Origin of the sequence: Streptomyces sp. NBC_01618 (genome assembly GCF_045209435.1) — a bacterium.
Lineage (GTDB): Bacteria > Actinomycetota > Actinomycetes > Streptomycetales > Streptomycetaceae > Streptomyces.
In genome coordinates this window covers 41,196-55,290 of sequence record NZ_CP109297.1, presented here as the reverse complement: position 1 = coordinate 55,290, position 14,095 = coordinate 41,196, and the positions used below count along the sequence as shown (strand labels likewise).

General features: G+C 70.2%; 15 protein-coding genes. 8 read left to right on the top strand and 7 right to left on the bottom strand.

Annotated features, from left to right (window positions below; all coding sequences use genetic code 11):
- Positions 1 to 237 precede the first annotated feature (237 nt).
- Positions 238 to 423 carry a hypothetical protein gene (locus OH735_RS00235; protein ID WP_406378397.1) on the top strand — a complete coding sequence of 62 codons (186 nt, stop codon included), beginning with the start codon at positions 238 to 240 and terminating at the stop codon, positions 421 to 423.
- Positions 424 to 517: 94 nt separating this feature from the next.
- Positions 518 to 1,093 carry a GNAT family N-acetyltransferase gene (locus OH735_RS00230; RefSeq protein WP_406378395.1) on the top strand — a complete coding sequence of 192 codons (576 nt, stop codon included), beginning with the start codon at positions 518 to 520 and terminating at the stop codon, positions 1,091 to 1,093.
- On the opposite strand, the gene OH735_RS00225 is transcribed toward OH735_RS00230, so the two are convergent.
- Complete coding sequence (locus tag OH735_RS00225; protein ID WP_406378393.1) at positions 1,071 to 1,994, bottom strand: alpha/beta hydrolase; 924 nt, start codon at positions 1,992 to 1,994, stop codon at positions 1,071 to 1,073. The genes OH735_RS00230 and OH735_RS00225 overlap by 23 nt on opposite strands.
- Positions 1,995 to 2,216: 222 nt before the next feature.
- Between OH735_RS00225 and OH735_RS00220 the strand changes: the two genes are divergently transcribed.
- From OH735_RS00220 to OH735_RS00210, 3 genes are all read left to right on the top strand, one after another.
- On the top strand, positions 2,217 to 2,438 hold the full coding sequence (locus tag OH735_RS00220; RefSeq protein WP_406378391.1) for an MbtH family protein: 222 nt from the start codon (positions 2,217 to 2,219) through the stop codon (positions 2,436 to 2,438).
- The gene (locus OH735_RS00215) at positions 2,435 to 2,935 is read left to right on the top strand and encodes a winged helix-turn-helix domain-containing protein (RefSeq protein ID WP_406378389.1); all 501 of its coding nucleotides are present in this window, start codon (positions 2,435 to 2,437) and stop codon (positions 2,933 to 2,935) included. The genes OH735_RS00220 and OH735_RS00215 overlap by 4 nt, the downstream gene beginning before the upstream one ends.
- A gap of 108 nt (positions 2,936 to 3,043) precedes the next feature.
- On the top strand, positions 3,044 to 4,867 hold the full coding sequence (locus OH735_RS00210; RefSeq protein WP_406378387.1) for a non-ribosomal peptide synthetase: 1,824 nt from the start codon (positions 3,044 to 3,046) through the stop codon (positions 4,865 to 4,867).
- A 7-nt stretch (positions 4,868 to 4,874) separates the two neighbouring features.
- Here OH735_RS00210 and OH735_RS00205 read toward each other — a convergent pair whose 3' ends face one another.
- From OH735_RS00205 to OH735_RS00180, 6 genes are all read right to left on the bottom strand, one after another.
- A complete protein-coding gene (locus tag OH735_RS00205; protein ID WP_406378386.1) occupies positions 4,875 to 6,086 on the bottom strand; it encodes a cytochrome P450 in 1,212 nt (403 codons plus the stop codon).
- 137 nt (positions 6,087 to 6,223) lie between these two features.
- Positions 6,224 to 6,706, bottom strand: a complete 483-nt coding sequence (locus OH735_RS00200) for a winged helix-turn-helix transcriptional regulator (protein ID WP_406378384.1) — start codon at positions 6,704 to 6,706, stop codon at positions 6,224 to 6,226.
- Positions 6,703 to 7,251: a flavin reductase family protein gene (locus OH735_RS00195; protein ID WP_406378382.1), complete on the bottom strand. Its 549-nt coding sequence runs from the start codon at positions 7,249 to 7,251 to the stop codon at positions 6,703 to 6,705. The genes OH735_RS00200 and OH735_RS00195 overlap by 4 nt, the downstream gene beginning before the upstream one ends.
- A 5-nt stretch (positions 7,252 to 7,256) precedes the next feature.
- Positions 7,257 to 8,510, bottom strand: coding sequence for a pyridoxal phosphate-dependent aminotransferase (locus OH735_RS00190; RefSeq protein ID WP_406378380.1), 1,254 nt, complete (start codon positions 8,508 to 8,510; stop codon positions 7,257 to 7,259).
- A gap of 41 nt (positions 8,511 to 8,551) precedes the next feature.
- Positions 8,552 to 9,298 (bottom strand): SDR family NAD(P)-dependent oxidoreductase, encoded by a 747-nt coding sequence (locus tag OH735_RS00185; protein WP_406378378.1) that lies wholly within the window; start codon positions 9,296 to 9,298, stop codon positions 8,552 to 8,554.
- On the bottom strand, positions 9,295 to 10,062 hold the full coding sequence (locus OH735_RS00180; protein ID WP_406378376.1) for a thioesterase II family protein: 768 nt from the start codon (positions 10,060 to 10,062) through the stop codon (positions 9,295 to 9,297). Before OH735_RS00180 ends, OH735_RS00185 begins: the two co-directional genes overlap by 4 nt.
- A gap of 119 nt (positions 10,063 to 10,181) precedes the next feature.
- Here OH735_RS00180 and OH735_RS00175 point away from each other — a divergent pair, with 119 nt between their 5' ends.
- From OH735_RS00175 to OH735_RS00165, 3 genes are read left to right on the top strand one after another with little or no spacing between them, the layout of a single operon-like run.
- On the top strand, positions 10,182 to 11,789 hold the full coding sequence (locus tag OH735_RS00175; RefSeq protein WP_406378374.1) for a (2,3-dihydroxybenzoyl)adenylate synthase: 1,608 nt from the start codon (positions 10,182 to 10,184) through the stop codon (positions 11,787 to 11,789).
- Positions 11,786 to 12,490 (top strand): tryptophan 2,3-dioxygenase family protein, encoded by a 705-nt coding sequence (locus OH735_RS00170; RefSeq protein ID WP_406378372.1) that lies wholly within the window; start codon positions 11,786 to 11,788, stop codon positions 12,488 to 12,490. The genes OH735_RS00175 and OH735_RS00170 overlap by 4 nt, the downstream gene beginning before the upstream one ends.
- Complete coding sequence (locus tag OH735_RS00165; protein WP_406378370.1) at positions 12,480 to 14,090, top strand: tryptophan halogenase family protein; 1,611 nt, start codon at positions 12,480 to 12,482, stop codon at positions 14,088 to 14,090. The genes OH735_RS00170 and OH735_RS00165 overlap by 11 nt, the downstream gene beginning before the upstream one ends.
- Positions 14,091 to 14,095 lie beyond the last annotated feature (5 nt).

The window sequence follows — 14,095 nt, the reverse complement described above, 5'->3', positions numbered from 1 at the left end:
CGACTCCTTCCGGAGCCGGGTGGAGACGCACCTGGACCGATTCCTCACCGAGAAGGTCCACGACGCCCAGCCGTACGCCTATCCCGCCATCGAGGGCCTGAGGAGCTTCCTCGCCGCCAGCGGCAAGCGGAGGCCGATCTGCGCGCGATCCTCGGCGACCAGGCGCTCACGGAGGCCGAAGCCGAGAGCGCGAGGGAGATCACGACCGCGACCGGCGCCGCCGCGGGCGTCGAGGAGATGATCGACGAGCGCTACCGCCAGGCCATGAAGGCACTGGAGGCGGCCGTCCTGCCCGAACCCGTCGAGCACGCGCTGCGCACCATCGCGCGCGGCCGCCTGGCGAGCCTCGTGAGCGGTGGGGTGAAGCGGGTGCTGCCCGCCACTCCCGCCGATTTGGGCGTCGACTTTTCCCGAACCGGTTGAACAGCTCAGATATTCAGGCGATGATCGGGCCGAATCGAATACCGTTGGTGATTGCATCCTGGGGGTTGAAGTGAGCGATGTGACCGTGCGGCCCATGGCTGCCACCGAGTTGGAAGTCGCATGCCGAATAGTCGGACTCGCCTTCGCCGACAATCCGAGCAATCTGGCCACCGTGCGCGGTGATCAGGAAAAAGCCACCCGGGCGATGGAACAGGGAACACGCATCATCAAGCTCGGGAGCCCTTTCAGTCATGTGCTCGGCGCCGAACGGGAGGGCCGGCTCGTCGGCATCCTGAACGCCGCGGAATGGCCGCACTGCCAGATGAAGCTGGGTGAGAAGCTCAGAACGGCGCCGATGATGATCCGGACGATCGGATTCAACTTGCCCCGCGCCTTCAAGGTGATGAGTTCGAGGGCCAGGCACGAGCCCCGCGAGCCCCACTGGCACATCGGACCCGTCGCCGTCCACCCGGACGAGCAGGGGCACGGGGTCGGGACGGCGCTGCTCAGGACGTTCCTCGACGGGGTCGACAAGCAGGGGACACCCGTCTTCCTCCAGACGGATGTCGACCGCAACGTCGTGCTCTACCAGAAGTTCGGCTTCGAGATCGTCTCCCGGGAGACGATCCTCGACGTCGACACCCGCTTCATGTGGCGCACGGCGCGTTGAACGACCTCAGCACCGCGTGCAGCTCCTCGACGACCAGCCGGCTGCACGCGGCCGCCGCGGGCACCATGTCCTGCATCAGGAAATAGCCGTGGACGAGACCCGGCCCGGGAACATGGCGTACGGAGACGCCCGAGGCCGCCAGCTTCTCGGCCAGCCGCACCCCCTCGTCGTGGAGCGGATCGAACTCCGCCGTGGCCAGCACCGTCGGCGGCAGGCCCCGCAGGTCGGCGTTGAGCAGGTCGACGGCGGGATCGCCGCGGCGCTCCGGATCGGGGACGTACATCTCGTAGTTCCAGACCATGTCCTCGACGCTCAGCAGATACCCCTCGGCGTGCTCGCAGGCCGCGGCGATCCGCAGGCTCGGATCCACCGGCGGGTACACCAGCAGCAGCGCGGCGAGGTCCGGGCCCTCGGTGTCGCGCGCGTCCAGGGCGACGCCCAGCGACAGGCTGGCCCCCGCGCTGTCGCCGGCCACCACATGCTCACGGCCCGGGAACGACTCGGCCGTCCAGCGGGTCGCGGCGACGGCGTCGCGCAGCGGAGTGGGGTAGGGGAACTCCGGGGGCCGTCGATAGCCGGCGGAGACGACGACGGAGCCCAGCGACGCCGCGAGCATCCGACAGGCCCGGTCGTGGCTGTCGAGGTCGCCCAGCACCCATCCGCCACCGTGCAGAAAAGTGATCACCCGGCGCTCGTCCGATTCCGGGGTGTACACCCTGCACCGGATCGAGGATCCGTCCTCGGTGTCGATCGTGCGATCGGCGGAGGCGACGGCCGCACGGGGGTGTCCGTCCTCCCGGTGGGGGCGTGCCGAGCTCGCCCGGTACCGCTCACGGGCCTGCTCGACCGTCAGGGCGCGATCCGGAACCGGCGGCCCCCCGGCGCCCTGCCAGGCGATCAAGCTGCGTAAAAAGCGGTCCAAAGGCATCGCGGGCCCCCTGCGGGCTGGTTCACGGAATCGATGATTGATGATAAATGGTTCGTTCTGGAAGAACCATGGTGAAGATCACTCAGAAGGGAATGCGGATTGCACGGGCGCATATGGAAATTTAATGCTTCTCTGGTTCGGGCCCCTGCTGTACCTTCGAGAGGTGGTTCCAGGTCGGGGGAGAGGGTTGCGCGCATGTTCAATCCATTCGAGGACGACAGCCGAGAATATCTGGCGCTGTGCAATGACGAAGAGCAGTATTCGCTCTGGCCTCAGGGATTAGAAATTCCCGCAGGCTGGCGCACGGTATACGGGCCGGCCACGCAGGAGAATATCCTTGACCGTATCGAACGGTCATGGACGGATATGCGGCCGAAGAGTCTGCGGGACGCGGGCGGGCAAGGAGATTGTCCGTGACCGCCGATGTGAAGAGCTGGGTGAGATTCGTCCGCTGGCCCGCCGAAAGTAAAATCCGTGAGGAATGCCGGGCACGACGGCGGCTGTGCCTTCTGGTCGTGGAGCACGGCGCTCCGCCGCCGGAACGGATCGGACTCTACGAGGACTGGGTGCGCCCGCCCATCGTCCCGGAGGATCTCCAGGCCCGGGTCAGCCAGTTGGAGGCCCGAGTCGTCCTCAACGAGAAGCCCGTGCTCGACCCGGCGGGCATCCTCTTCTTCCGGGACTCGTCCGTCACACTCTCGATGCTCCAGTGCGAGATCCTGTCCCCGCTGATCTCCCGGTACTGCCAGGTGGTCTACCGCAATGAACTGGGGAAGATCCTGGAGCAGTGCGGAGCCAGCGCGTCCAGCAACGCGATCGACCTGCACGTGCTCCGGCTGCGTCGACGCCTGCAGCCCCTCGGCCTGACCCTGCGCAACGTCTGGGGACGCGGCTTCACTATCGAGCCGAACTAGCAGAACTGGCCGAACCAGTTGAACCAGCCGAACCGGGGTGTTCGACACCCCTGCGCCGCGCACCACTTTTCGTAGCCATCACGCCGGAAGCCCGCGTCGGAGGCGGAGTTGAGAGTTCTCTCGGATTTCTTCGAGTCCCAGGTCGCCGAGGTGCCCGATGCTCCGTCGGTCCTCTTCGGTGACACCGTCGTCGACTACGCGGAGCTGAACGCCCGCGCCAACCGTCTCGCCAGACGGCTGATCGCGGCCGGCGTCGGACCCGACCGCCTGGTCGCGATCGCCGTGCCGCGTTCGGTGCGGCTGATCGTCGCGGTGCTCGCCGTACTGAAGGCCGGCGGCGCGTATCTCCCGCTCGACCCGGCCTATCCGGCCGATCGGCTGACGCACATGGTCGTGGACGCCGAGCCGGTCATGCTGCTGCGCACGGAGGACATCACCTCGCTGCGCCTGGACGTGCCCGAGGTCGTGCTCGGCGACCCGTCCTTCGAGGCCGCCTGCGAGCAGGAGAGCGGCGGCGACGTCACTCAGGACGAGCGCCTCGCACCGCTGCGCCCGGCCCACCTGATGTACGTCATCTACACCTCCGGTTCGACCGGCGTGCCCAAGGGCGTCGCCGTCACCCACTCCGGCGTGGCCGACCTGGTCTCGACCCAGGCGAGGGCGTTCGGGGTCCGCCCCGGCGAGCGGGTGCTGCAATGGGCCTCCTTCAGCTTCGACGCCTGGTTCTGGGACTTCACGCTGGCCCTGCTGAACGGCGGGGCACTCGTCATGGCCGAGCAGCACGACCTGATGCCGGGGGAGTCGCTGCGCGAGACCATGCTGAAACACGAGGTCGACCACGCGGTCATGCCGCCGGTGGCGCTGGGCATCACCGACAGCGAGGGGCTGCTGCTCGGCGGCACGATCACCTCCACCGGCGACGTCTGCACGAGGTCCCTGGCGGCGGAGTGGTCCAAGGGCAGACGCCTCTACAACGGATACGGCCCGACCGAGGTGACCGTGGGCGCGTCGATCGGCGGGCCGATCGACGGCATCCAGGAGGACGTGTCCATCGGGACGCCGTGGGACGGCGGCACGGTGTACGTGCTCGACGGGTCGTTGGGCGACCTGCGCGACGGCACGGACGGGGAGCTGTATCTGGCGGGCTCGGGCGTGGCCCGGGGCTATCTCAACCGTCCGGGCCTGACCGCGTCCCGCTTCGTCGCGGATCCGTACGGCCCGCCCGGCAGCAGGATGTACCGGTCGGGCGACCGGGGCCGACGCGGCTTCGACGGTGAGCTCTTCTTCACCGGCCGGGTCGACAACCAGGTCAAGGTGCGCGGCTTCCGCGTCGAACTGGGCGAGGTCGAGGCGCGGTTGGAGAGCCACCGGGCCGTGGAGATCGTCGTCGCGGTGGTGAGCGGCGAGGACGCCTCCTCCCAGCGCATCGTCGCCTACGTCAAGCCCTCGGCGCGCCACGAGGTGACGGAGGACCAGCTGCGCGAGCACGCCCGCGAGGCCCTGCCCGAGCACATGGTCCCGTCGGCCGTCGTTATGCTGGATCGGTTCCCGACCCTGCTGAACGGGAAGATCGACCGCCGGGAACTGGAGGAGCGGGCGGCGCGCGTCGCGCTCGACGCCACGACGCCCGGCACCGCGACGCCCGGCACCGCGGTCCCCGCGGACGAGGGCGAGGAGGGATCGTACGAGCAGATCCTCTGCGCCATGGTGAACGAGACCTTGAAGATCGGCCACGCGGCGCCCGAGGACAACTTCTTCGACCTGGGCGGCCACTCGGTGCTCGCCGCGCAGCTGGCTCGGCGGGTGCGCTCGGAGCTCGGCGTGGCCGTGCCGATGCGCGACATGCTCGCGGCCGCGAACATCGCGGAGCTGGCGAGCATCGTCGAGCGGACCGAGCGGACCGAGCGGGCCGAGCGGGCCGAGCGCGCCTGATCCGGCGTCAGCGGCCCTCGAAGCGCACCGGCAGGTCGTCGTAGCCGTTGAGGAAGTTCGAATAGATCGGCCGGGGCGTGCCGCACAGCTCCATCCGGCCGACCTGGGCGACCAGGGCGGTCAGCAGCATCCTCAGCTCCGCGCGGGCGAGGAACGCACCCAGGCAGTAGTGCGGGCCGTGGCCGAACGAGAGGTGCTTGTTGGGCGAGCGGGACAGCGTGAACCGGCGCGGCTCGTCGAAGACCGTCTCGTCGTTGTTGGCGGAGACGGTCCACAGCGTGACGATGTCGCCGGCGCGCACCGCGCTGCCGTCGATCTCCAGGTCCCGGAGGGCGGTGCGGGCCACATGGAAGGAGGGCGTCGACCAGCGGAGGACCTCCTCCACCGCCGACTCGACGGAGACCTCGCCCGTCCGCAGGGCCCGCCACTGGTCGGGATGGTCGATCAGGGCGAGCACCCCGCTGATCGCCGAGACCCGGGACGTCTCGTCGCCGCCGAGGATCAGGCTGTAGCAGTTGACCGCGAGTTCCTCGACGGTGAGCGGGCGGCCCTCCACCTCGGCGGCGGCGAGCAGGCTGATGACATCGTCACCGGGTCGGTCGCGGCGCTCCTGCGCCAGGTCCATGAAATAGAGCACGATCTCGTTGCGGGCGGCGATCGCGTCGAGCTCGTCGTACGCGGCGTCGACCGACGAGAGCGCCATCTTGTTCCAGCGCAGCAACTCCTCGCGGTCCGCCGCCGGGATGGACAGCAGATCGCAGATCGTGCTCATCGGGATCCGGTCGGCGATCTCGGCGGCGAAGTCGAAGGTGCCCCGCCCGACGACCGAGGACACCAGCTCGGTGGTGCGCCGCCCGACCTCCTCGACGACCTCGCCCAGGACCCGCGGGGTGAACGCGCTGAACAGGAGGTTGCGCAACGGCCGGTGGCGCGGGGCGTCGGTCACCGCCACCATGCTCCCGCCGGCCGAGTCGTCGCCGCGCAGGACGACGTCGAGGACGTTGCCCCGGGCGGAGCCGAGGGCCTCGTCGGTGTACAGCGGCTGCACATCGGCGTACCGCGACACCACCCAGAACCCCGGGTTGCGGTCGGTCGGCTCGTGCCAGTGGACGGGATTGCGGGCCCGCACGTCACGCCAGTACGCGTGTACGTCGTTGTCGACGAACGCGGCCGGATCGGTGAGGTCCAGAGAGCGTGCGCCGAGATCGGTCCGGCTCATGTCTGACGGTTCCTTCCCGCTGGGTGGAGCGCCCCGGAGGAGTCCGGGCCGCGCGCCCGCCGGCCGTACGCCGGGGCGTACGGCCGACGGGCGGATCACCGGCCCGCAGGGTGCGGCCGGTCCGGTGGCCGTGCGGGTCACCGCCCGGCCCGGGCCTCCGGATAGCGGGCGGCGACCTGTTCGCCGGCCTTCGGGCCACGGGCGAAGACGAAGCCGGCGGTGTCGACCCGGCGGCCGGTCGCCCGGTCGACCACGACCGGGTCCACCTCCCTGCCCGTCTCCTCGTCGACCAGGACGACGCTGCGGTCCTCCGGAGCCAGCCGATGGTTCCCGAAGGCCGCCATCACCAGGAGGAGCGGGCGCAGCGAGCCACCCAGATCGGTGGCCCGGTACGTCGGGTCGCCCGGCTCGGCGGTGTCGTCGACCTCCAGCAGACCCTTCGCCCTCAGCGCGGCGATCCGGTCCGCCAGGACGTCGGCGGGGGTCTCCAGATCCCGGCGGATCGAGGAGAACCGGGTGTGGCCGCCGAGGACCACGTGCAGGATCTCCAGGGTCCACCACTGGTCGATGACCTCGACCGTGCGGGCCAGCGGGCAGTCGGGGATACGCGCCCGGGTCACCGTCCGCTCCCATCGTCGGCCGGGTCCGGCAGCGACCAGTACCGCCGCATCCCGTACAGCAGCGGGCCGGCCGGCCGGGTCGCGTGGCTCGCCACCCGGTGCACCCGCCCGAAGACCACGACATGGTCCCCGACCGCCAGCGTCTCGCTGACCTCGCAGTCCGCGATCGTATGGGCGTCCTCGATCAGATGCGGGACCCCGGACTCCGGATCCGGGACCCAGGCGGCCTTCTCGAACCGGTCCGGGGCCCCGGAGGAGAACAGCCGCGCCACCGGTTCGGCCCGGTCGTGCAGGAGGTTGACGGCGAACGCGGACGTGTGCAGCAACGCGGCCAGCGTCGGACTCCGGTCCCGCAGACAGACCAGCAGGGCGGCCGGCTGGAGCGAGACGCCGCACAACGAGGAGCAGGTCATGCCCCACGGCTCGGCATCGGGCCCCACGGTGGTCACGATCGTGACGCCGACCGGATGCGCCGTCATGAGGGAACGGAAGGCCGCCGGGTCGACGGTCGCCCGTGTCACCGTGCCGGCCGGGGAGTTCGCCATGCCGGTCATCCCTTCGCTTCGGCGGCGCATTCCTCGACGAACTCGATGATCCGCCGCACACCGGTCTCCAACGCCACCGGATCCACGCAGAACGCGATCCGGACCAGATGCCGTGCCCAGGGCGCGTAGTCGTGGGAGCGGATGCGGCCCTGGTCGTCGACGTCGGGGCGCATGGCGAACCCGTTGCCCGCCACCACCGCGACGCCCTTGCGCTCCAGCAGCCGCATCGCGAACGACTCGGCGTCCAGGCCGGACCGGGTCACGTCGAGCATCGCGTACCAGCCGCCGGCGGGCAGCTCCCGCAGCAGCCCGGCCTTGATCAGCGGCGGCAGCGCCACGTCCCGGTTGCGCTGCACCAGCTTGCGGTTGGTCGCCGTCGAGTCCGCCCGGCTGTTCAGCGCGGCGATGCCCGCGTGCTGCACCGGGGTCGACGTGCCGATGATCCCGGCCTCCTGGACGACCTTCATGACGTCGGCCATGCGATCGGTGGCCGGCGCCACGTAGCCCAGCCGGTAGCCGGTCATCGCGAAGCCCTTGGAGAAGGTGAAGACGCTGTGCACGATCCGCTCGGCGACCGGGACCTCACGCTCGAAGGAGGCGACCGAGATGTGCTCCCCCTCGTAACAGAAGTGCTCATAGGCCTCGTCGCTGATGACCTGCCAGCGGTTCCGGCGCGCCAGGTCCAGCAGGGTGCGGATCTCGTCGCCGTCGAGGACGGCTCCGGTCGGGTTGGCCGGCGAGTTGATCAGCAGGACCCGGGTGCGGGGCGTCGCGGCGGCCGCGATCCGCTCGGGATCGGGCCGGAAGTCGGGGCCGAGCGGATACAGCACCGGCCGGAAGCCCGCGAGCAGGCTCTGCTGCAGATGGACCGGCCAGTGCAGCTCCGGCAGCAGGATCTCCGCGCCGGGCTCGGCGAGCGCCTGGAGGAGGCCGGTCAGACCCTGGGCCGAACCGGGCGAGATCAGCAGCCTGCCGACGTCGCTGTCCAGACCGTTGTCCGTACGCAGCTTCTCGGCCGCCGCCTCCCGCAGCGCGGTCAGGCCCTCGACCCCGGTGTACTTGGTGTCGCCGCGCCGCACGGCGTCCACGAAGGCCTGGGCGACGTCTTCGGACGGATCGAAATACGGGTCGCCGACGTGCAGCTTCACCACGTCGACGCCGGTCTCCTTCGCGAGCTTCTCCGCGGCCCAGAAGATGCTGACCAGGCAGGACGAAGGAATGGAGCCGGCGACGGACCTGTTCTCTGAACTCACGCTCATACCCCTTTGTTTGCGAGAGTGTTCTCGGCCGGTTGGTCGGGTCATGCCGTACGTCCGCCGTCGACGGGCATCAGGGCGCCGGTGACCCAGCCCGACACCTCCGGGTCGATCAGCAGGCAGACCCACCGGCCGACCTCCCGGTCCTCCCCGAACCGCCCCATCGGGGTCGACGCGATCAGCCCCGCCCGCAGCCGCTCGGCGCCGGCCGCGTCCAGGCCGGTCCCGTCCCACATCGGCGTCAGCACCGGTCCGGGCAGGATGGCGTTCACCCGCACGTCCGGCGCGAGCTCCACCGCCAGGGAACGGGTCAGGCTGTTGAGGGCCGCCTTGGTCGCACCGTAGAAAGCTCGCCCCGGCATGGCCAGGACGCCGCCGACGGACGAGATGTTGACGATGCTGCCCCGGCGGTCCCGAAGATGCGGCAGGGCGCAGCGGATCAGTTCGGCGGGCGCACGGACGTTGACGGCGAACATCGCGTCGAACAGCGCGGGGTCGACCGCGTCCAGGGTGCCGAACCGGGCCAGGCCGGCGTTGTTGACCACGGCGTCGATCCCGCCGAATCTCTCTGCCGCGGCGGCGACGATCCGTCCGGCGGCCCCGGGCGCGGCGACGTCCTGTGCCACGACGTGGACCGCGTCCCCGAACCGCTCGGCCAGCTCCCGCAGCGGTTCCTCGCGGCGGCCGACCACCGTGACGTCGGCGCCCTCCTTCAGCACGCATTCCGCGATGCCCCGGCCGATGCCCGTGGCCGCGCCGGTGATGATGACGGACTTTCCGGCAAGGGTCATGGCAGCGTCGCGCCTTCCAGGAGGACTCCGGTGATGTCGGCGATCAGTTCCGAGGGCTCCAGGAGCACTCCGAAGTGCCCGCCGGGCCTGCCCCGTACGCTGGTCCGGCCGGTGGTGACCGCGGCCCAGGGCTCCACCCGCGCGGCGTCCACCAGCGGATCCTCGGTGTTGTAGTGGCAGTGGACCGGGCAGCCCAGCGGCTCAGGACGCGTCGGCGGCCGGTAGGTCTCGGTGAGTGCGATGTACGCCCGCAGGGTCGGCAGCAGCAGCTCCCGCAGCTCCAGGTCGTCCGCGATCGACGGGTCGATCCCGCCGAAGTCCCGCAGGGTGGACCAGAGTTCGGCGTCGCCGGCGAGATGCATCCGGCCGCCGAGCGCCTGCCCCGGCGCGAGCGAACCAGAGACGACCAGCCCGTGTGCGGGCCGGCCGTCCGCCTGGAGCATTCTCGCCGTCTCGTACGCGGCCAGGGCGCCCAGGCTGTGCCCGTACAGGACGCAGCGGACCGGCTCCCGCCGGGAGAGTTCGGCGGCCACGCACGACGCGATCCCGGCGACGGAGCCCGCGGGCGACTCGCGGATACGGTCCGCCTGGCCCGGATACTGCACGGCGAGCAGTTCGACGCCCGTCGGCAGCGCGGAGGACCAGTCGCGGTAGGCCGCCGCGGTACCACCGGAGTAGGGGAAGCACACTAGCCGGGCCGTCGGGCGCTCCTCGCCGCTGATGACCCGCACCCAGTTCCGACCCTGCGCTCGCACTCGGTTCACGACTCGAGGTTCGCCAAGCCGTCGGCCTCCTTGGCCAACACTTTCAAAGCTCTGTTGGGGATTGGTGCGGCTCCGGAGCCCCTGCCCGACTCTGAAGGCGTCGCAACCGAGGAGGACGCATGCTGGACGGGTTCGTGCCGTGGCCACCCGACTTCGCGGAGAGATACCGGCGAGCCGGCTACTGGACGGGTGTCCCCCTCCGGCAACGGGTGGCCGACAGTGCTGAGCGCCACCCGCACAAGATTGCCGCCGTGGACGGCAGACGCCGGGTCACCTACACGGAGTTGCTCGACGAGGCCGACCGTATCGCGTCCGGCCTGGCGGAGCTCGGCGTCCGCAGGCACGACCGGGTCGTGCTGCATCTGCCGAACGTCATCGAATTCCTTTCCACCATGATCGGGCTGTTCCGCATCGGGGCCATCCCCGTGATGGCGCTGCCCGGACATCGCCGGGACGAGATCCTCCACCTGGTCCGCGCCTCGGAGGCGGTGGCCTACGTCGGCCCGGACCGTCTGCAGGGCTTCGACCACCGCAAGCTGGCCCGCGAGGTGCGCGCCGACGCGCCGGGGCTGCGGCACATCGTGATCGCCGGAGAGGCGGAGGAGCACACACCGCTGTCCCAGCTGATCGCCTGCACGCCCCGGGACATGGAGCCGGTCGACGCCTCCGAGGTGGCGCTGCTGCTGCTGTCTGGCGGGACCACCGGGGCGCCGAAGCTGATCCCCCGGACCCACGACGACTACGCGTACAACATGCTCGCGTGCGCCGAGGCGACCGGGTTCGACGAGGGGAGCGTCTACCTCGCCGCGAACCCCGTACCGCACAACGCCGCGCTCGGCTGCCCCGGCGTGCTGGGCGCGCTGCTCGTCGGCGGAAAGGCCGTGCTGGCCGCCAACCCCAGCCCCGGCCTGGTGTTCCCGCTCATCGGGAACGAGGGCGTCACGCACACCGCGCTGGTGCCCGCCCTGGCGCTGCTCTGGGCGGAGCAGGCGCTCGGCGACCCGGTCGACATGACCGGCATGACCATCCAGGTGGGCAGTTCGAAGTTCGGCCCCAACGCGGCGGAACGGGTCAGCAAGAACCTCGGCTGCCGGATCATGAATGTGTTTGGCACCGCCGAGGGACTGATCACCCACACCCGGCTCGACGATCCGCAGGAGGTCGTCTTCGGCACCGAGGGCAGGCCGCTGTCCCCCGACGACGAGATCAGGATCGTCGACGCCGACGACCACGAGGTCGCCCCCGGCACGACCGGCGAACTGCTCACCCGGGGCCCGTACACGATCCGGGGCTATTTCGCCGGACCGGAGGCCAACCGCCGGGCGTTCACCACCGACGGGTTCTACCGCACCGGCGACCTGGCCCGCACGACCGGCGACGGGAACATCGTCATCGAGGGCCGGCTGAAGGACATCATCCACCACCTCGGCGAGAAGGTCTCCGCCGAGGAGGTCGAGAGCCATGTGCTGACCCACCCGCTGGTCCGGGACGCCGCGGTCGTCGGCGTACCGGACGAGGAACGCGACGAGCGCCTCTGCGTGTTCGTCGTCCTCACCGCGGGCACCGACGCCGGGGCGCTCTCGCTGCGCACGGTCAGGGAGCACATCCGCGATCGCGGGCTGGCGACCTACAAGCTGCCGGACGACCTGGTCGTCGTGCCCGACTTCCCCCGTACGCCCGTCGGGAAGATCGACAAGAAGCTTCTGTGCGAGGAGCGGACGCGGTGAGCGACCGGGCGGAAGCCGGCCACTGTCCGGCGTACGGAGAACGACTGAGGCTGGACGAGCTCCTCGAGGTCGCCCGGGTGCACGAGACCTCGGAACGCGCCCTGTTCTTCGGCGCCCACCAGGCCTGCGAGATCTGGTTCGCGGTCGTCCTGCGCCACCTGGAGGCCGCCCGCCGGGCGCTCACCGAAGGGCAGGGCACAGAGGCATGCGCACATCTCGACCGGCTGCCCCGGATCATGGCGGCGGTCGCCCAGCACTTCGACGCCCTGCACGCGTTGACGCCGGACGAGTTCGACGACGTCCGGGCGACGCTCGGGACGTCCAGCGGCTTCCAGTCCGTCCAGTTCCGCGAGATCGAGTTCCTGTGCGGGGCCAGGGACCGGCGGATGCTGAACATCGCCGGGCTGACCGACCGCGACCGGGCCCGGCTGCTCGCACGTCTCGACGAGCAGTCGCTGGACGCCGCGTTCGGCGAATACCGCGACCGGGCCGGCGAGGACGTCAAGCGGATCCATGACGCGATGGCCGCCTTCGACGCCTCGATGCGCTCCTGCCGGGGGCGGCACGCCGCCCTGGCGGAGGCGCTGCTCGGCGGCGTGGCCGGCACGGCGGGCTCGTCGGGCGCCGCGTATCTGTGGCGCTCGATGGAACGCACCCTCTTTCCGGAACTCACACAAGGAGTACGCAGTGATGACTGTTGACGGTGCTGGCAAGCAGCGGGCGAGCGACCCGGGCAGGACGAAGCGGGTCGTGGTCGTCGGCGGCGGCACGGCGGGCTGGATGACGGCGTCCTACCTGGCGGCCGCGTTCGGCGAGCGGATCGACGTGACCGTCGTGGAATCGGCCCGGGTCGGCACCATCGGCGTCGGCGAGGCCACGTTCAGCGACATCAGACACTTCTTCGAGTTCCTCAAGCTGTCCGAGTCGGACTGGATGCCGGCCTGCAACGCCACCTACAAGCTGGCCGTGCGGTTCGAGAACTGGCGTGAGCCGGGCCATCACTTCTACCACCCGTTCGAGCAGCTCGGCTCGGTCGACGGGTTCCCGCTCAGCGACTGGTGGCTGCGCAATCCGACCACGAGCCGGTTCGACAAGGACTGTTTCGTCATGGCGTCGCTGTGCGACGCCGAGCGCTCGCCCCGCTACCTCGACGGCAAGCTGATCGACCAGGGCTTCGTCGAGCAGCAGCGCGAGGAGACCTCGGCCCGGTCGACGATCGTGGAGTACCAGGGGACGCAGTTCCCGTACGCCTACCACTTCGAAGCGGCCCTGCTGGCCAAGTACTTGACGACCTACGCCACCCAGCGCGGCGTCCGCCACATCACCGACGACGTCACGGACGTCGTGCTCGACGGGGACGGGTACATCGCCCATGTGCAGACGGCCGAGCACGGGCGGCTGGAGGGCGATCTGTTCGTGGACTGCACGGGATTCCGCGCGCTCCTGCTGAACAAGGCGCTCGACGAGCCCTTCGTCTCGTACCAGGACACGCTGCCCAACGACAGCGCGGTCGCCCTCCAGGTGCCGCTGGACATGGACCGCGAGCCGATGCGGCCCTGCACCACCGCGACCGCCCAGGAGGCGGGGTGGATCTGGACCATCCCGCTGATCAGCCGCATCGGCTCCGGCTACGTCTACGCCAGTGACTACACCACGCCCGAGGAGGCGGAGCGCACGCTGCGCGAGTTCATCGGCCCCGGCGCCGAGGACGTCGAGGCGAACCACATCAAGATGCGCATCGGCCGCAGCCGCCGCTCCTGGGTGAAGAACTGCGTGGGCATCGGACTGTCGAGCGGCTTCGTGGAGCCGCTGGAGTCGACCGGCATCTTCTTCATCCACCACGCCATTGAGCAGATCGTGAAGTACTTCCCCTCCGGCCGCGACGACCACCGCCTGCGCAACCTCTACAACGAGTCGATCGCGCATGTGCAGGACGGCGTCCGCGAGTTCCTGGTGCTGCACTACGTGGGCGCAAAGCGCGCCGACAACCAGTACTGGAAGGACACCAAGACGCGCAGGGTCCCCGACGAACTGGCCGAGCGCATCGAGAACTGGAAGCACAAGGTGCCGGACGCGCAGACCGTCTTCCCGCACTACCACGGGCTGCCGCCGTACTCGTACAACTGCATCCTGCTGGGTACCGGCGGCATCGAGGTCCGGCACTCGCCCGCACTCGACATGGCCGACGAGCGGGCGGCGATCGCGGAGTTCGAGCGCATCCGGCTGAAGGCGGACAAGCTCGTCCAGGAACTCCCCACCCAGAACGAGTACTTCGCCGCCATGCGCGCCGGCGCGGTCTGAGGGAG